Here is a 17,926-nt window from a genome sequence, read left to right on the forward strand (position 1 = left end):
CCTTGCGGCATGCGCCTAAACTCGGGGCCATGCGCCTGTCTGCCTCCCCCGAATGCGTCGAGATCCAGCTCGGCGAACGCAGTTATCCGATCCTGATCGGCAGCGACCTGCTCGGCGAACCGAAGCATCTTGCAGCGGTACCCGCAGCCGCCACGGCGCTGATCGTCACCAACACCACCGTCGCGCCGCTCTATGCGGCCGCATTGCGCCGGACGCTGGCCGGGCGCTTCCGCGCCGTGCACGTGCTCGAGCTGCCCGACGGCGAAGCGCACAAGGACTGGCAGACGCTGAACCTGATCTTCGACGCGCTGCTCGGCCACGGCTGCGACCGCAAGACGGTGCTCTTCGCGCTCGGCGGCGGCGTGGTGGGCGACATGACCGGCTTCGCCGCCGCGAGCTATATGCGCGGCGTGCCCTTCGTGCAGGTGCCGACCACCCTGCTGGCCCAGGTCGACTCGTCGGTGGGCGGCAAGACCGCGATCAATCACCCGCTCGGCAAGAACATGATCGGCGCGTTCTACCAGCCGCAGCTCGTGCTGTGCGATCTCTCCACGCTCGGCACGCTGCCGCCGCGCGAGCTCAGCGCCGGGCTGGCCGAGGTCATCAAGTACGGCCCCATCTACGACATGCGCTTCCTCGACTGGATCGAGTCGAACATCGACGCGCTGGTGGCCAGAGAGCCGGCCGCATTGGCATACGCCGTCAGGCGCAGCTGCGAGATCAAGGCCGCGGTGGTGGGGCAGGACGAGCGGGAAACCGGCCTGCGGGCGATCCTCAATTTCGGCCATACCTTCGGCCACGCGATCGAATCGGGCTTGGGCTACGGCCAATGGCTGCATGGCGAAGCGGTCGGCTGCGGCATGGTACTGGCCGCGCACCTGTCGCAGCGGCTGGGCGGCGTCGACAACGCCTTCGTGCAGCGTCTCACGGCCTTGATCGAGCGCGCGGGCCTGCCCGTGGTCGCGCCGGCGCTCGGCGCGGAGCGCTATCTCGAGCTGATGCGCATCGACAAGAAATCGGAGGCCGGCGAGATCCGCTTCGTCGTGATCGACAAGCCCGGCTCGGCCGTCATGCGCAGCGCTCCCGACGCGATGGTGCGCGAGGTGCTGGCGCAATGCTGCGCAGCCTGAATCCGGAGCCTTGGCGATGAGCCTGGTGCGCCATGCCAGCGATCCGGCGCGCTCGCGCGGGCGGCGTTACCCCGAGCCGCCTGCGCCCACGCGCGATGCATTTCAGCGCGACCGCGACCGCATCGTCCATTCGACCGCATTCCGGCGCCTGGTCTACAAGACCCAGGTGTTCCTGAACCACGAGGGCGACCTGTTTCGCACCCGCCTGACCCATTCACTCGAGGTTGCGCAGCTCGGCCGTTCCATCGCCCGCGCGCTGCGGCTCAACGAAGACCTGGTGGAAGCCGTCGCGCTGGCGCACGACCTCGGCCACACGCCTTTCGGCCATGCGGGCCAGGACGCGCTCAATGCCTGCATGTCGGAGCACGGCGGCTTCGAGCACAACCTGCAGAGCTTGCGCGTGGTGGACGAACTCGAACACCGCTACCCCCAGTACGACGGCCTCAATCTGAGCTTCGAGACGCGCGAAGGCATCCTCAAGCACTGCTCGCGCGCGAATGCAGAGCGCATCGAAGCGAGCGAGCCGGGCGGCGTGGCGCGACGTTTCTGCGACGGCACGCAGCCTTCGCTCGAAGCGCAGCTCTGCAACCTCGCCGACGAGATCGCCTACAACGCCCACGACATCGACGACGGCGTCAGATCGGGGCTGATCAGCATCGAGCGCGTGAGCGAGGTCGGCCTGTTCGACCGCTACCGTCGCGAAGCGTTGGCAGAGTATCCGCAATTGCAGGGAAGGCGCGTCCTCTATGAGGCGATCCGGCGCATGCTGAGCGCGCAGGTCTATGACGTGATCGATGCAACCCGCGCCGCGCTCGAGGCGGCCGCGCCGGCCGATGCCGATGCGGCGCGCGGGGCCGGTCCGCTGGTGCTGTTCGGCGACGCCATGCGCGCGCAATCCATCGAGCTCAAGCAGTTCCTTTTTCGCAATCTCTATCGGCACCCGCGCGTCACGCAGACCACCGACCGGGCGCAGCAGGTCGTGCGCGAGCTGTTCGCCGCCTACCTGGCGCGCGCCGAAGAGATGCCGGCCTCCTATACAGAGCGCATCGACCGGCATCGCGCGGTGGCGGACTACATCGCCGGCATGACCGATCGCTTCGCGATGCGGGAACACGAGCGCCTCACGGGACGGCGGTGGACCGAATGAGCAGCGGCAAGGCGCATGCGCGTATTCCGGTCGCCGCACTGGCCGTGGTCGTCGCGGGCGTCGCGGCCGCCTTGCATCTCGGCAAGCTGGCGCCGGCCGTCCCGGCCTTGCAGGCCTCTCTGGGCATCGGCCTGGTGGAAGCGGGCTTTCTGCTGTCCTTGGTGCAGGTCGCCGGCATGACCCTCGGCCTCGTGGTCGGCCTTGCGGCGGACACGATCGGCCTGCGCCGCAGCATGCTCGCGGGCCTGGCCGTGATCAGCGGCGCCAGCGTGCTCGGCGGGCTGGTCGGGAGCTCGGGCGAGGGCGGGGCGAAGGCCGTTCACCTGCTGCTGGTACTGCGCGCGCTCGAAGGCGTCGGCTTCCTCCTGGTGGTGATGCCGGGGCCTGGACTGATCCGTGCCATGTCGCAACCGAGCACCGAGAAGGCTGCGATGGGCCTTTGGGGCGCCTACATGCCGCTCGGCGTCGCCCTGGCGCTGCTGCTCGGGCCGGCGCTGATCGCGTGGGCAGGCTGGCCGGGCTGGTGGTGGGCGCTGTCGCTGGTGTCGGCGGCCGCGGCGGCGTGGGTCGTGCTCGGCGTGCCCGCGGACACGAAGCGCATCGCATCGCCTGCGGCTGCCTCGCCGGAGAACTGGTCGGGGCGACTGCTCGACACCGTGCATGCAGGCGGGCCCTGGACGCTCTCGCTGGCGTTCGCGGTGTACTCGGCGCAATGGATGGCGGTGATCGGCTTCCTGCCCGCCATCTACACCGACGCCGGCGTCTCGGATGCCTGGAACGCAGCGCTGACAGCGCTCGCGGCGGCGATGAACATCGTCGGCAACGTCGCCGGCGGCCGCTTCCTGCAGCACGGCATCGCGCCCGAACGACTGCTGCGTGCGGGCTTCGTTGTGATGGCGCTCGGCGGCGCTGCGGCCTTTGCGCAGATCGGGCAGGCCGCCGATGCCGCCAGCCTGCCGCCCGCCCTGCGCTATCTCGCAATCTGCCTGTTCTCGCTCGGCGGCGGCCTGGTGCCGGCCACGCTCTTCATGCTCGCCGTTCGGCTGGCGCCCGGGCCCTCCACCGTCTCGACGACGGTGGGGATGATGCAGCAGGCATCGTCGCTCGGCCAGTTCATCGCGCCGCCCGTTGTTGCCTGGATCGCCCACCGCATGGGGGGCTGGCAATGGACGTGGGTCGTGACCTTGGCATGCTCGCTGACGGGCATGGCCCTCGTGTCCCGACTGTCGCCTTCAAGTCCCCGCACGGGCACGGCATGAACACCGGTGCCACAATTTCGGCAGCGCAGGCGCAGGCCGACACGCAACGCTGGCTCGAGCGTGCGGTGATCGGGCTCAATCTCTGCCCGTTCGCAAAGGCGGTGCATGTGCGAGGGCAGATTCACTATGCGGTCTATCTGCCCGGCGAAGACGCCGACCTGATCGACGCATTGCTCCTCGAGGCGCATGAGCTTGCAGCCCGCGACCCGTCCGAACGCGACACCACACTCTTGATCGCACCGAATACCTTGGCCGACTTTCTGGACTTCAACGATTTCACGGCCCGCGCCGAACGCGGACTGGCGCGCGCGGGTTTCGGCGGCCAGTTCCAGCTGGCGAGCTTCCATCCGCACTATCAGTTCGCCGGCACGGAGGCCGAGGACATCGGCAATGCGACCAATCGCGCGCCGTACCCCACGCTGCACCTGCTGCGCGAAGACAGCGTAAGCCGCGCTGTCGAGGCCTTCCCGGAAGCCGAGGCTATTTTCGGTCGCAATATCCAGACCCTCGAGGCGCTCGGTGCCGCAGGGTGGGATGCGCTGGATGTCGGTCCGGGCGGAGCGGCGCGATGAGCAGCAAGACCGTCGCCCGCGCGTCGAAAGCCGAAGCCGAGCTGCAAAGCGAGTTGCGCCCCGGTCAATCGATCGAGCTGCTCAAGGAACTGCACATCCTCACGCGCGAGGGCCGGCTCAACCAGGATTCGCGCCGCAAGCTCAAGCAGGTCTATCACCTGTTCCAGTTCATCGAGAAGCTGCTGTGCGAACTGCCGGGCGAGGGCGCCCAGGCCACGCTGGCCGACCATGGCGCGGGCAAGTCCTACCTCGGTTTCATCATCTACGACCTGTTCTTCAACCAGCGCGGCGGTGGGCACGTGTACGGCATCGAAACCCGGACCGAACTGGTCGACAAGTCGCGCGCGCTTGCTGCTCGGCTCGGCTTCGAGCGCATGTCCTTCCTCAATCTCACCGTGGCCGAATCCGCCGGCGCGACGGAATTGCCGGCGCGGATCGACATCGTGACCGCGCTGCACGCCTGCGATACCGCAACCGACGACGCGATCGCTTTCGGTCTCGCGAAAGAGGCGCGCTTCATGGTGCTGGTTCCCTGCTGCCAGGCCGAGATTGCCGCCTGCCTGCGGCAGACCAAGGCGCTGGCGCTGTCGCGCACGCCTCTGGCCGAACTCTGGCGCCATCCGCTGCACACGCGCGAAATCGGCAGCCAGCTCACCAATGTGCTGCGCTGCCTCTACCTGGAGGCCAATGGCTACCAGGTCACGGTGACGGAGCTGGTCGGCTGGGAGCACAGCATGAAGAACGAGCTGATCATCGCGCGCCATACCGGCCAGCGCAAAGCCAGCGCGGCGACGCGGCTGCGAGAACTGCTGGCCCAGTTCGGGCTCGAGTCCTTGCTGGCGACGCGCTTTCGCCTGCCCTGATCGATGCGCTGAACCCGCGCCATGGCACGCCTGCCCCGCCTGACGCTGGCCGACCAGCCGCACCACGTGATCCAGCGCGGCAACAACCGCCAAGCCATATTTATCGACCGCGCCGACCGCGAGACGCTGCTGGGCCTGCTGGGCGAGAACGCCGTGCGCTTCGGCGTCGCCTTGCATGCCTACGTGCTGATGGACAACCACTTCCATCTGCTCGCCACACCGTCGACCGCCGATGGGCTGCCGCAGTGGATGCAGGCGGTCGGCCGGCGCTACGTGCGCTACTTCAACGACCGGCACGGGCGCAGCGGCACCTTGTGGGAGGGCCGCTACAAGTCCACGCTGATCCAGACCGACCGCTATCTGCTGGCCTGCATGGCCTACATCGACCTGAATCCGGTACGCGCCGGCATCGCGGCCGAAGCGCGCGACTATCCGTGGTCGAGCCATGGGCACTACGCCGGGCTGCGGCACGACAAGCTGCTGACCCCGCATCCGCTCTATTGGTCGCTGGGCAACACCCCGTTCGCTCGCGAAGCCGCCTATGCCGATCTGGTGCGTGCGGGCATTCCGGCCGCCGATCAGGCGGCGCTGACGGAAGCTACTTTGCATGGTTGGGCCGCGGGGGATCGTGACTTCCTGGATTCGTTACAAAAAGCCACGCCTCGGCGCGTGCTGAAGGCTCGGCCCGGTCGTCCTTCGACCCCTCGGCATTGATCCCGAAATTGGCACTTCGTTTGAAGAGCAGGGTCATCTTGCTATCAATTTTGATGTGTCCCTTAATAAATTCCGAGTCATCAACTCAACATTTAATTGGAATCTGACCCCGAATAAAGTGTTTGGCATTGTTTGTGCAACGCAATATGCTCCTTTTCCCTGCGAAAAACTGAAGGAGCACGCCATGACGACGGCTGCCGAGATCGAGTATCTCCAACAACACGGCCTTTATTCCGGTGCCGACGAGCACGACGCCTGCGGCGTGGGCTTCGTGGCCCACATCAAGGGCGAAAAGAGCCATGCCATCGTGCTGCAGGGCTTGAAGATTCTCGAAAATCTGGATCATCGCGGCGCAGTGGGCGCTGACAAGCTGATGGGCGACGGCGCCGGCATCCTGATCCAGCTGCCCGATCTTTTGTATCGCGAGGAGATGGCCAAGCAGGGTGTCGTGCTGCCGCCGCCCGGCGAGTACGGCGTCGGCATGATCTTCCTACCCAAGGAGCACGCCTCCCGCGAAGCCTGCGAGCAGGAGATGGAGCGCGCCATCAAGGCCGAAGGCCAGGTGCTGCTGGGCTGGCGCGACGTGCCGGTCAATCGCGAAATGCCGATGTCGCCGACCGTGCGCAAGAAGGAGCCGCTCCTGCGCCAGGTCTTCATCGGCCGCGGCAACGACGTCATCGTGCAGGACGCGCTCGAGCGCAAGCTCTACGTGATCCGCAAGACCGCCAGCGCCAGCATCCAGCGCCTGAAGCTCAAGCACAGCAAGGAGTACTACGTTCCGAGCATGTCGAGCCGCACGGTCGTCTACAAGGGCCTGCTGCTGGCCGACCAGGTCGGCACTTACTATCTCGACCTGCAGGACAAGCGCTGCATCTCGGCCCTGGGCCTGGTGCACCAGCGCTTCTCGACCAACACCTTCCCCGAGTGGCCGCTGGCCCACCCCTACCGCTATGTGGCGCACAACGGCGAGATCAACACGGTCAAGGGCAACTACAACTGGATGAAGGCGCGCGAAGGCGTGATGTCCTCCCCGGTGCTGGGCGCCGACCTGCAGAAGCTCTACCCGATCAGCTTCGCCGACCAGTCCGACACCGCCACCTTCGACAACTGTCTCGAGCTGCTCACGATGGCCGGCTACCCGATCAGCCAGGCCGTGATGATGATGATTCCCGAGCCCTGGGAGCAGCACGCGACCATGGACACGCGCCGCCGCGCTTTCTATGAATACCACGCCGCGATGCTGGAGCCCTGGGACGGCCCGGCCTCGATCGTCTTCACCGACGGCCGCCAGATCGGCGCCACGCTCGACCGCAACGGCCTGCGGCCTTCCCGCTACTGCGTGACCGACGACGACCTGGTGATCATGGCGTCCGAATCCGGCGTGCTGCCCGTGCCCGAGCAGAAGATCGTGCGCAAGTGGCGCCTGCAGCCCGGCAAGATGTTCCTGATCGACCTGGAACAGGGGCGCATGATCGACGACGAGGAGGTCAAGGCCACCCTCGCCAACAGCAAGCCCTACAAGCAGTGGATCGAGAACCTGCGCATCAAGCTCGACAGCGTCGAGGCCGAGGCCGTGCAGGCGCCGGTGAGCCAGGTCGCGCTGCTCGATCGCCAGCAAGCCTTCGGCTACACGCAGGAAGACATCAAGTTCCTGATGAGCCCGATGGCGGCGGCCGGCGAAGAGGGCATCGGCTCCATGGGCAACGACAGCCCGCTGGCGGTGCTGTCCAACAAGAACAAGCCGCTCTACAACTACTTCAAGCAGCTGTTCGCGCAGGTCACGAACCCGCCGATCGATCCGATCCGCGAAGCGATCGTGATGTCGCTGGTGTCTTTCATCGGCCCGAAGCCGAACCTGCTCGACATCAACCAGGTCAACCCGCCGATGCGGCTCGAAGTGAGCCAGCCGATCCTCGACTTCGCCGACATGGCGAAGCTGCGCGACATCGGCAAATACACGCAGGGCAAATTCAAGAGCTACACGCTCGACATCACCTATCCGCTCGCCTGGGGCGAGGAGGGCGTCGAGGCCAAGCTGGCGTCGCTGTGCGCCGAAGCGGTCGATGCGATCAAGGGCGGCCACAACATCCTGATCGTGAGCGACCGCGCGGTGAGCCCGACCCAGATCGCGATCCCCGCGCTGCTGGCGCTGTCGGCCATCCACCAGTACCTGGTGCGCGAAGGCCTGCGGACCACCGCCGGCCTGGTGGTCGAGACCGGATCGGCGCGCGAGGTGCATCACTTCGGCGTGCTGGCGGGCTACGGCGCCGAGGCCGTGCACCCGTACCTCGCGATGGAAACCCTGGCCGCGATGCACGAGGACCTGTCCGGCGACCTGAGCGCGGAGAAGGCGATCTACAACTACGTCAAGGCGATCGGCAAGGGTCTGTCCAAGATCATGTCGAAGATGGGCGTCAGCACCTACATGAGCTACTGCGGCGCGCAGCTGTTCGAAGCCATCGGCCTCAACAGCGAAACGATCGTCAAGTACTTCACCGGCACCGCCAGCCGGGTCGAGGGCATCGGCGTGTTCGAGATCGCGCAGGAAGCCATCCGCATGCACAAGGCGGCCTTCAGCGACGACCCGGTGCTCGCCCACATGCTGGACGCCGGCGGCGAGTACGCCTGGCGCACGCGCGGGGAAGAGCACATGTGGACACCGGACGCGATCGCCAAGCTGCAGCACAGCACGCGCGCCAACAACTTCAACACCTACAAGGAATACGCGCAGCTCATCAACGACCAGAACCGCCGTCATCTCACGCTGCGCGGGCTGTTCGAGTTCAGGATCGATCCGGTCAAGGCGATCTCCGTGGACGAGGTCGAGCCGGCGAGCGAGATCGTCAAGCGCTTCGCGACCGGCGCGATGTCGCTCGGTTCGATCAGCACCGAAGCGCATTCGACGCTGGCCGTGGCGATGAACCGCATCGGCGGCAAGAGCAACACCGGCGAGGGCGGTGAAGATCCGGCACGCTACCGCAACGAGCTCAAGGGCATCCCGATCAAGGTGGGCGACACGCTCAAGAGCGTGATCGGCGAAGCCAACGTCGAGGTCGACCTGCCTCTGCAGGACGGCGACTCGCTGCGCTCGAAGATCAAGCAGGTCGCCTCGGGCCGCTTCGGCGTCACCGCCGAGTACCTCTCGTCGGCCGACCAGCTGCAGATCAAGATGGCGCAGGGCGCGAAGCCCGGCGAAGGCGGCCAGTTGCCGGGCGGCAAGGTCTCCAACTACATCGGCGCGCTGCGCTACTCGGTGCCGGGCGTGGGCCTCATTTCGCCGCCGCCGCACCACGACATCTACTCGATCGAGGACTTGGCGCAGCTGATCCACGACTTGAAGAACGTCGCCCCGCATGCCAGCGTGAGCGTCAAGCTGGTGAGCGAGGTCGGCGTCGGCACGATCGCGGCCGGCGTCGCCAAGTGCAAGAGCGACCACGTCGTGATCGCGGGCCATGACGGCGGCACAGGCGCCTCGCCGTGGTCGTCGATCAAGCATGCGGGCAGCCCATGGGAGATCGGCCTGGCCGAAACCCAGCAGACCCTGGTGCTCAACCGCCTGCGCGGCCGCATCCGCGTGCAGGCCGACGGCCAGATGAAGACCGGCCGCGACGTCGCGATCGGAGCGCTGCTCGGTGCCGACGAGTTTGGCTTCGCGACCGCGCCGCTGGTGGTCGAGGGCTGCATCATGATGCGCAAGTGCCACCTCAACACCTGCCCGGTCGGCGTGGCCACGCAGGATCCGGTGCTGCGCAAGAAGTTCACCGGCAAGCCCGAGCACGTGGTGAACTACTTCTTCTTCGTTGCCGAGGAAGTGCGCCAGATCATGGCGCAACTGGGCATCCGCAAGTTCGACGAGCTGATCGGCCGCGCCGACCTGCTCGACACCCGGAAGGGCATCGAGCACTGGAAGGCCCGCGGCCTGGACTTCAGCCGCCTGTTCGCGCAGCCGAACGTGCCGGCCGACGTGCCGCGCTACCACGTCGAGGCGCAGGACCACGGCCTCGCGAAGAGCCTCGACAACAAGCTGATCGAGAAGTCGCGCCCGGCGATCGAGAAGGGCGAGAAGGTGCAGTTCATCGAGGTGGCGCGCAACGTCAACCGCTCGGTCGGCGCCATGCTCTCGGGTGCGCTGACGAAGGTGCATCCGCAAGGCCTGCCCGACGATTCGATCCGCATCCAGCTCGAGGGCACGGGCGGCCAGTCCTTCGGCGCCTTCCTGGCGCGCGGCATCACGCTCTACCTGATCGGCGATGCCAACGACTACACCGGCAAGGGCCTCTCGGGCGGCCGCGTGGTGGTGCGTCCCAGCCTCGACTTCCGCGGCGAAGCGATACGCAACACCATCGTCGGCAACACCGCGCTGTACGGCGCGACCACCGGCGAGGCCTACCTGTGCGGCGTGGCCGGCGAGCGCTTCGCGGTGCGCCTGTCGGGCGCCACCGCGGTGGTCGAAGGCACCGGCGACCACGGCTGCGAATACATGACCGGCGGCACGGTCGCGGTGCTCGGCAAGACCGGGCGCAACTTCGCGGCCGGCATGAGCGGCGGCGTTGCCTTCGTCTATGACGAAGACGGCCAGTTCGCGTCGCGCTGCAACCTCTCGATGGTCTCGCTCGACAAGGTGCTGACATCGGCCGAGCAGATCGCGAGCGTGCACCGCAAGATCTGGCACGACGGCGAGACCGACGAGGCGCAGCTCAGGAAGCTGCTGGAAGACCACCACCGCTGGACCGGCAGCAAGCGCGCGCGCGAGTTGCTCGATACCTGGGCGGTTTCGCGCACCAAGTTCGTCAAGGTCTTCCCGAACGAGTACAAGCGCGCGCTGGCCGAGATCCACGACCGCCAGGTCGAGCTCACGAGCAGCGGCAACAACGCCCACGTCGGCATGGAGCCGCACGCGATGGCCAGCAGCAAGCCGGTGGCCGCCGTCTGAGCGCCCGCGAGAACGAAGAAATCAAGGAATCACGATGGGAAAAATCACCGGCTTCATGGAGCACGAGCGCATCGAGGAGGGCTACAAGCCCGTCAAGGAGCGCGTCAAGCATTACAAGGAATTCGTCGTCGGGCTCGACGAGTCCCAGGCCAAGGTGCAGGGCGCGCGCTGCATGGACTGCGGCACGCCTTTCTGCAACAGCGGCTGCCCGGTCAACAACATCATTCCGGACTTCAACGATCTGGTCTACCAGAGCGACTGGCAGAGCGCCTTCGTAGTGCTCGATTCGACCAACAATTTCCCCGAGTTCACCGGCCGCATCTGCCCCGCGCCCTGCGAGGCCGCCTGCGTGCTCAACGTGAACGACGATCCGGTGGGCATCAAGTCGATCGAGCATGCGATCATCAATCGCGCCTGGCAAGAGAACTGGGTCGCGCCGCGGCCGGCCAAGCACAAGACCGGCAAGAAGGTCGCGGTGGTCGGCTCCGGCCCGGCCGGCATGGCGGCCGCGCAGCAGCTCGTGCGCGTGGGCCACGACGTGACCTTGTTCGAGAAGAACGATCGCATCGGCGGCCTACTGCGCTACGGCATCCCCGACTTCAAGATGGAGAAGGTGCACATCGACCGCCGCGTCGAGCAGATGAAGGCCGAAGGCGTGGTCTTCCGCACCGGCGTGATGGTCGGCGCCGCAAAAGACCCGCTCGGCAAGGGTTCCAAGGTCACGAACTGGGCCAAGGAAACCGTGACGCCAGAGCAGCTGGACCGCGAGTTCGACGCGGTTATCTTGACCGGTGGCGCCGAACAATCGCGCGACCTGCCGGTGCCGGGCCGCGATCTCGACGGCATCTATTTTGCGATGGAGTTCCTGCCGCAGCAGAACAAGGTCAACGCCGGCGACAAGGTCAAGGGCCAGATCCGTGCCGACGGCAAGCACGTGATCGTGATCGGCGGCGGCGACACCGGCTCCGACTGCGTGGGCACCAGCAACCGCCACGGCGCCGCGAGCGTCACGCAGTTCGAATTGATGCCCCAGCCGCCCGAAGAAGAGAATCGTCCGCTGACCTGGCCCTACTGGCCCTACAAGCTGCGCACCAGCTCCAGCCATGAAGAGGGCTGCGAGCGCGAGTTCGCGATCTCGACCAAGGAGTTCATCGGCGAGAAGGGCAAGCTCACCGGCCTCAAGACCGTCCGTGTGGAATGGAAGGACGGCAAGATGGTCGAGATTCCCGGCTCGGAAGAAGTGCTGAAGGCCGACCTGGTGCTTCTGGCCATGGGCTTCGTGAGCCCGGTGGCCAATGTGCTCGATGCCTTCGGCGTGGAGAAGGATGCACGCGGCAATGCCAGGGCGAGTGTCGACTTCGTCGGCGGCTACGCGACCAACGTGCCCAAGGTGTTCGCCGCTGGCGACATCCGCCGCGGCCAGTCGCTGGTGGTGTGGGCGATCCGCGAAGGGCGCCAGGCGGCGCGCTCCGTCGACGAATTCCTGATGGGATTCAGCGATCTGCCGCGTTGAATTAGGCGGGGATTAGGCCCCCACTTCGGGGCATGGGCACGACCCGTGCTTCATTTATCATGGGTGCAACCGCGAGCCGGGATGCCTGAAGGCGCCCCGGCTTTTCTGTTGATATGGACCCATCCACCACCTCTCTTGTTGAATTTCGCGACCTCGGCTTCGGCTACGGCGAGCGCGCCATCCTCGATGGCGTCTCGTTCGCCGTGCCGCGCGGCAAGGTGACGGCGCTGATGGGGGCCTCCGGCGGCGGCAAGACCACTGTGCTGCGCCTGATTGGCGGCCAGCTGCGCGCGCAGCGCGGCGAGGTGCTGGTGGATGGCCAGGACGTCGGCAAGCTCGGGACCGACGCGCTCTATGCCGTGCGGCGCCGCATGGGTATGCTGTTCCAGTTCGGTGCGCTGTTCACCGACATGAGCGTATTCGACAACGTCGCCTTTCCGCTGCGCGAGCATACGGGGCTTCCCGAAGCCCTGGTGCGCGACATCGTGCTCATGAAACTCGATGCGGTCGGCCTGCGCGGTGCGCGGCACCTGATGCCCAGCGAGGTCTCGGGCGGCATGGCGCGGCGCGTGGCGCTGGCCCGTGCGATCGCGCTCGACCCCGATCTCGTGATGTATGACGAGCCCTTCGCCGGTCTCGATCCGATCTCCCTCGGCACTGCGGCTCGCCTGATCCGCCAGCTCAACGACACGCTGGGCCTCACCAGCATCGTGGTCTCGCACGATCTTGAAGAGACTTTTCGTATCGCCGACCACGTGATCATCCTGGCCAATGGCGGCATCGCCGCGCAGGGCACGCCCCAGGAGGTGCGCCAGAGCGGCGATCCGCTGGTGCACCAGTTCGTCAATGCGCTGCCCGATGGGCCGGTGCATTTCCACTATCCTGCCGTCGGCGTCGAGGACGACTTCGGCAACACCCACGGAGAGCGCGAATGAGCTGGTACCGGCCCGCCGATGTGGGTTTCGCCGTGCGCGCCAAGCTCGCCGACCTGGGGCTCGGCGCACGCCTGTTCCTGCGGCTGGTGTTCCGCGGTTCGCGCAGCCTGCGCCGCTTCGGCCTGGTGCGCGACCAGATCCATTTCCTCGGCAACTACTCGCTCGCGATCATCGCGGTCTCGGGACTGTTCGTCGGCTTCGTGCTCGGCCTGCAGGGCTACTACACGCTGCAGCGCTACGGCTCCTCGGAGGCGCTGGGCCTGCTGGTGGCGTTGAGCCTAGTGCGCGAGCTCGGCCCGGTGGTCGCGGCCTTGCTGTTCGCGGGCCGCGCGGGCACCTCGTTGACGGCGGAGATCGGCCTCATGAAGGCCGGCGAACAACTGAGCGCGATGGAGATGATGGCGGTCGATCCCGTGCAGCGCATCCTTGCGCCGCGCTTCTGGGCCGGCGTGATCACCATGCCGCTGCTGGCGGCCGTGTTCAGCGCGGTCGGCGTGAGCGGCGGCTATGTGGTCGGCGTGCTGATGCTCGGCGTCGATCCGGGCGCCTTCTGGGGCCAGATGCAGGGCGGCGTCGATGTCTGGCGCGACGTCGGCAACGGCGTGGTGAAGAGCATCGTCTTCGGCTTCACGGTGACCTTCATCGCGCTGCTGCAGGGCTACGAATCCCAGCCGACGCCCGAGGGCGTGTCCCGCGCTACCACTCGGACGGTGGTCGCCGCTTCGCTCGCAGTGCTCGGACTCGACTTCCTGCTGACTGCAATGATGTTCAGCATCTAGTAAATAGGGAAGACACATACATGCAACGTTCCAACAACGACATCTGGGTCGGCCTCTTCGTGCTGATTGGTGCGGCGGCGCTGCTCTTTCTCGCGCTCCAGTCGGCCAACCTCCTGAGCCTCAGCTTCCAGAAGACCTATCCTGTGACCGCACGCTTCGACAACATCGGCGGACTCAAGCCGCAAACCGCGGTCAAGAGTGCGGGCGTGGTGGTCGGGCGTGTCGAATCGATCACGTTCGACGACAAGAACTTTCAGGCCAGCGTCACGCTCGCTTTGCAAAGCCGTTACAGTTTCCCCAAGGACAGCTCTCTCAAAATCCTGACCAGCGGCTTGCTCGGCGAGCAGTACATCGGGATCGAAGCAGGGGCTGAGGAGAAGAACCTTCAAGCCGGTGACACCATCACCGCAACGCAATCGGCCGTCGTGCTGGAGAATCTGATCGGTCAGTTTCTCTACAACAGGGCGTCCGAGGGCAGCACGCCATCGGGCAACGCCAACAAGAAATGAAACCGCGATCCACTTCCAACTTGCCGTCCGCGATCCGCGGCGCCGTTCCCGTCCTGCGCCGCCTCGGCGCGCTTGCCCTTCTCGCCATCGCGAGCGGCTGCGCAACCGGCCCCAACCCCAATCGGGCCGATCCCTTCGAGCCTTTCAATCGCGGGGTTTCGCGCTTCAACGATGTCGTCGACGACGCAGTGCTGCGTCCCGCCGCAACGGCCTACCGCGAAGTGCTGCCCTCGCCGGTGCGCACCGGCGTCAACAACTTCTTCGGCAATCTGTCCGACGTCTGGAGCTTCGTCAACAGCGTGCTGCAGCTGAAGCTGCAGCACAGCGCCGAGACCTTCATGCGCGTGAACGTCAACACCGTCTTCGGACTTGGCGGCCTGCTCGACATCGCCACCGAAGCCGGCATCGACCGTCACAGCGAAGACTTCGGCCAGACCTTGGGCCGCTGGGGCGTGCCGAGCGGTCCTTACGTCGTGCTGCCGCTGTTCGGATCGTCGACCTTGCGCGACACGGCAGCGTGGCCGATCGATCGGCGGGGCGATCTGCTGCGCGAGTTGAACGACATTCCGGTTCGCAACTCGCTGTATTTTGTGCGCGTGATCGATGGCCGGGCCAACCTGCTGCGTGCCGGGCAATTGCTCGATGATGCCGCGCTCGACAAATACTCGTTCACGCGCGACGCCTTCCTGCAGCGCCGGCGCAACGAAGTGCACGATGGCAACCTGCCGAATGACGGCAACGAGTGAGCCGGTCGCTTGCATCCGGTTGCGGCCCTTTCCCTCCTGGCGGGAACCGTGCATGCGAACCGTTTCTCCAATTTGCTACGGTCGCCTGACCTGAAACTTCAAACAAGGGACTTATCGATGAACCAGATCCTGCAACGCCGATCCTTCGGCCTGATGTTCGCTGGCCTGCTGCTCATGGGCGCTGCCGCTTTCGTGCGGCCAGCCCATGCCGCCGACGAAGCGCCCGACGCGCTGGTGAAGCGTCTCTCGACCGATGTGCTCGACACCATCAAGGCCGACAAGACGATCAAGGCGGGCGATATCAACAAGATCATGGTCCTGGTCGACACCAAGATCATGCCGAATGTGAACTTCCAGCGCATGACCGCTTCGGCCGTGGGCCCGGCCTGGCGCCAGGCCACGCCCGAGCAGCAGCAACGCCTGCAGGAAGAGTTCAAGAAGCTGCTGGTGCGCACTTATGCAGGCGCGCTCGACCAGGTGAGCGACCAGACGGTGGTCGTGCGTCCCTTCCGCGGCTCGCCTGACGACAAGGAAGTGCTGGTGCGCAGCGAGGTCCGCGGCAGCGGCGACCCGGTCCAGCTCGACTACCGGCTCGAAAGGACGCCCGGCGAAGCCGGCGGCTGGAAGATCTACAACCTGAACGTGCTCGGCGTGTGGCTGGTCGATACCTACCGCAGCCAGTTCGCGCAGGAAATCAACGCCAAGGGCATCGACGGCCTGATCGCCAAGCTGGCGGAGCGCAACAAGCTGAACGGCAAGAAGTGACCGGAACGAGCTCCCGATGCTGGTCCTGCCGCCGAAGCTGACGCACGACGAAGCGCCTGCGTGCGTGCTCATGCTCAGGCAGGGGCTCGCGGGGCAGACGGGTTCATCGACCGTGGTCGACGCCGGCGCGCTGGCGCAGTTCGATTCGTCGGCGCTCGCGGTGCTGCTCGAATGCCGGCGCGAGTCCAGTGCGCTCGGCCGCGGCTTCGCGGTGAAGAGCTTGCCGTCGCGCCTGCGCGAGCTCGCGTCGCTGTACGGCGTAGCAGGCCTTTTGCCGGCCGCACCCTAAGGTCTGTTCGCCGGCAAATCCTGGAAAAAGCGCCAGCCCTCTAAAATCGCGGGTTCCCATGCCCGCGATCTCTTTCCAATCGGTCTCCAAGACCTATCCTGCCTCACGCCAGCAACGCGCCCAGGGAAAGCCCGGCCTGCGCGCCGTCGACGGAGTCACGTTCCAGATCGAAGAGGGCGAATTCTTCGGCCTGCTCGGGCCCAACGGCGCCGGCAAGACCACCCTGATCAGCATGCTCGCCGGGCTCTCGAAGCCGAGCTCGGGCGCCATCAGCGTCCATGGCTTCGACGTCCAGCGCGACTACGCCCAGGCGCGCCGCCAACTCGGCGTGGTGCCGCAGGAACTGGTGTTCGACCCCTTCTTCAACGTTCGCGAGTCGCTGCGCATCCAGTCGGGCTACTTCGGCATCAAGAACAACGACGACTGGATCGACGAGCTCCTGCACAGCCTCGGTCTCGCCGACAAGGCCGGCGCCAACATGCGCCAGCTCTCCGGCGGCATGAAGCGCCGCGTGCTGGTGGCGCAGGCGCTGGTGCACAAGCCGCCCGTGATCGTGCTCGACGAGCCGACCGCCGGCGTCGATGTCGAGCTGCGCCAGACCCTGTGGCAGTTCGTCGCCAAGCTCAACAAGCAGGGCAGCACGGTGCTCCTGACCACCCACTACCTCGAAGAAGCCGAGGCGCTGTGCCATCGCATCGCGATGCTCAAGCAGGGCCGCGTGATCGCGCTGGACCGCACGAGCGAGCTGCTGCGTTCGGCCGCCAGCAATGTGCTGCGCTTCAAGACCGACGGCATGCTGCCGTGGGCCCTCGCGCAGCACGCCCGCATCACAGGCCGCATCGTGCAACTGCCGGCGCAGAATGCCCGCGAGGTCGAACAGATGCTCGCCGCCATTCGCGAAGCGGGGCTCGATGTGGAAGACGTGGAGATGCGCAAGGCCGATCTCGAAGACGTGTTCATCGACCTGATGGCCGGTGAGCAGACGCCGCTGGAGGTGGCCAGATGATGGTTGGTGCGTTGGGATGGCGTGCGCTGCTCTACAAGGAGACTCTGCGCTTCTGGAAGGTCGGTTTCCAGACCGTAGGCGCCCCGGTCCTGACCGCAGTGCTCTACCTCATGGTGTTTGGTCACGTGCTCGAAGACCACGTCAAGGTCTACGGCACGGTCGGCTACACGGCTTTCCTGGTGCCCGGCCTGGTGATGATGAGCGTGCTGCAGAACGCGTTTGCCAACAGCTCCTCGTCGATCATCCAGAGCAAGATCATGGGCAGCCTGGTGTTCGTGCTGCTGACGCCGCTGTCGCACTGGGGCTGGTTCTTCGCCTACGTGGGCTCCTCGATCCTGCGCGGCCTGGCGGTCGGCGTGGGCGTGTTTGTGGTGACCGCGCTGTTCGCGATGCCGAGCTTCGTCGCGCCGCTGTGGATTCTCGTGTTCGCCTTCCTGGGCGCCGCCATGCTCGGCACGCTGGGCCTGATCGCCGGGCTCTGGGCCGAGAAGTTCGACCAGATGGCGGTGTTCCAGAACTTCCTGATCATGCCGATGACTTTCCTGTCCGGCGTGTTCTATTCGATCAACTCGCTGCCGCCTTTCTGGCAGACCGTGAGCCACCTGAACCCTTTCTTCTACATGATCGACGGCTTCCGCTACGGCTTCTTCGGCGTCAGCGATGCCTCGCCCTGGCTGAGCCTGGCGATCGTCGGCAGCGCCTGGCTCGTCGTGAGCGCGATCGCCGTCCACTTGCTGCGTATCGGCTACAAGATCCGCGGATAACC

At 66.1% G+C, this 17,926-nt stretch carries 16 protein-coding genes; all 16 read left to right on the forward strand.

Translation table 11 applies throughout. From position 1 onward, the window contains the following. Window positions 1-29: 29 nt before the first annotated feature. The 16 genes from aroB to AC3A6B_RS11130 all read left to right on the forward strand — a co-directional run bounded on the left by aroB (window position 30) and on the right by AC3A6B_RS11130 (window position 17,924). A complete protein-coding gene (gene aroB / locus AC3A6B_RS11055; RefSeq protein WP_487836757.1) occupies window positions 30-1,130 on the forward strand; it encodes a 3-dehydroquinate synthase in 1,101 nt (366 codons plus the stop codon). A 16-nt stretch (window positions 1,131-1,146) separates the two neighbouring features. After that, the gene (locus AC3A6B_RS11060) at window positions 1,147-2,277 is read left to right on the forward strand and encodes a deoxyguanosinetriphosphate triphosphohydrolase (protein WP_487836758.1); all 1,131 of its coding nucleotides are present in this window, start codon (window positions 1,147-1,149) and stop codon (window positions 2,275-2,277) included. Then, window positions 2,274-3,536, forward strand: coding sequence for an MFS transporter (locus AC3A6B_RS11065; RefSeq protein ID WP_487836759.1), 1,263 nt, complete (start codon window positions 2,274-2,276; stop codon window positions 3,534-3,536). The genes AC3A6B_RS11060 and AC3A6B_RS11065 overlap by 4 nt, the downstream gene beginning before the upstream one ends. Continuing rightward, the gene (locus AC3A6B_RS11070) at window positions 3,533-4,108 is read left to right on the forward strand and encodes a DUF1415 domain-containing protein (RefSeq protein ID WP_487836760.1); all 576 of its coding nucleotides are present in this window, start codon (window positions 3,533-3,535) and stop codon (window positions 4,106-4,108) included. The genes AC3A6B_RS11065 and AC3A6B_RS11070 overlap by 4 nt, the downstream gene beginning before the upstream one ends. Beyond that, complete coding sequence (locus AC3A6B_RS11075) at window positions 4,105-4,971, forward strand: class I SAM-dependent methyltransferase (protein ID WP_487836761.1); 867 nt, start codon at window positions 4,105-4,107, stop codon at window positions 4,969-4,971. The genes AC3A6B_RS11070 and AC3A6B_RS11075 overlap by 4 nt, the downstream gene beginning before the upstream one ends. A gap of 21 nt (window positions 4,972-4,992) precedes the next feature. After that, window positions 4,993-5,685 carry a transposase gene (locus AC3A6B_RS11080; protein ID WP_487836762.1) on the forward strand — a complete coding sequence of 231 codons (693 nt, stop codon included), beginning with the start codon at window positions 4,993-4,995 and terminating at the stop codon, window positions 5,683-5,685. A 184-nt stretch (window positions 5,686-5,869) separates the two neighbouring features. Further along, complete coding sequence (locus tag AC3A6B_RS11085) at window positions 5,870-10,618, forward strand: glutamate synthase-related protein (protein WP_487836763.1); 4,749 nt, start codon at window positions 5,870-5,872, stop codon at window positions 10,616-10,618. Window positions 10,619-10,652: 34 nt separating this feature from the next. Next, window positions 10,653-12,131: a glutamate synthase subunit beta gene (locus AC3A6B_RS11090; RefSeq protein WP_487836764.1), complete on the forward strand. Its 1,479-nt coding sequence runs from the start codon at window positions 10,653-10,655 to the stop codon at window positions 12,129-12,131. 113 nt (window positions 12,132-12,244) lie between these two features. Next, on the forward strand, window positions 12,245-13,066 hold the full coding sequence (locus AC3A6B_RS11095) for an ABC transporter ATP-binding protein (protein ID WP_487836765.1): 822 nt from the start codon (window positions 12,245-12,247) through the stop codon (window positions 13,064-13,066). Continuing rightward, window positions 13,063-13,845, forward strand: a complete 783-nt coding sequence (mlaE, locus tag AC3A6B_RS11100; protein ID WP_487836766.1) for a lipid asymmetry maintenance ABC transporter permease subunit MlaE — start codon at window positions 13,063-13,065, stop codon at window positions 13,843-13,845. The genes AC3A6B_RS11095 and mlaE overlap by 4 nt, the downstream gene beginning before the upstream one ends. 20 nt (window positions 13,846-13,865) lie before the next feature. Further along, window positions 13,866-14,354 carry an outer membrane lipid asymmetry maintenance protein MlaD gene (gene mlaD / locus AC3A6B_RS11105; protein ID WP_487836767.1) on the forward strand — a complete coding sequence of 163 codons (489 nt, stop codon included), beginning with the start codon at window positions 13,866-13,868 and terminating at the stop codon, window positions 14,352-14,354. Continuing rightward, on the forward strand, window positions 14,351-15,100 hold the full coding sequence (locus tag AC3A6B_RS11110; protein WP_487836768.1) for an MlaA family lipoprotein: 750 nt from the start codon (window positions 14,351-14,353) through the stop codon (window positions 15,098-15,100). Before mlaD ends, AC3A6B_RS11110 begins: the two co-directional genes overlap by 4 nt. A gap of 153 nt (window positions 15,101-15,253) precedes the next feature. Continuing rightward, window positions 15,254-15,865, forward strand: coding sequence for an MlaC/ttg2D family ABC transporter substrate-binding protein (locus tag AC3A6B_RS11115; RefSeq protein ID WP_487836995.1), 612 nt, complete (start codon window positions 15,254-15,256; stop codon window positions 15,863-15,865). A gap of 16 nt (window positions 15,866-15,881) precedes the next feature. After that, window positions 15,882-16,154 (forward strand): STAS domain-containing protein, encoded by a 273-nt coding sequence (locus tag AC3A6B_RS11120; RefSeq protein ID WP_487836769.1) that lies wholly within the window; start codon window positions 15,882-15,884, stop codon window positions 16,152-16,154. 58 nt (window positions 16,155-16,212) lie between these two features. Then, the gene (locus tag AC3A6B_RS11125; protein WP_487836770.1) at window positions 16,213-17,160 is read left to right on the forward strand and encodes an ABC transporter ATP-binding protein; all 948 of its coding nucleotides are present in this window, start codon (window positions 16,213-16,215) and stop codon (window positions 17,158-17,160) included. Then, window positions 17,160-17,924 (forward strand): ABC transporter permease, encoded by a 765-nt coding sequence (locus AC3A6B_RS11130; protein WP_487836996.1) that lies wholly within the window; start codon window positions 17,160-17,162, stop codon window positions 17,922-17,924. The genes AC3A6B_RS11125 and AC3A6B_RS11130 overlap by 1 nt, the downstream gene beginning before the upstream one ends. The last annotated feature ends 2 nt before the right edge of the window (window positions 17,925-17,926 follow it).

The sequence above is a fragment of the Variovorax sp. Soil_C_33 genome (assembly GCF_057656935.1).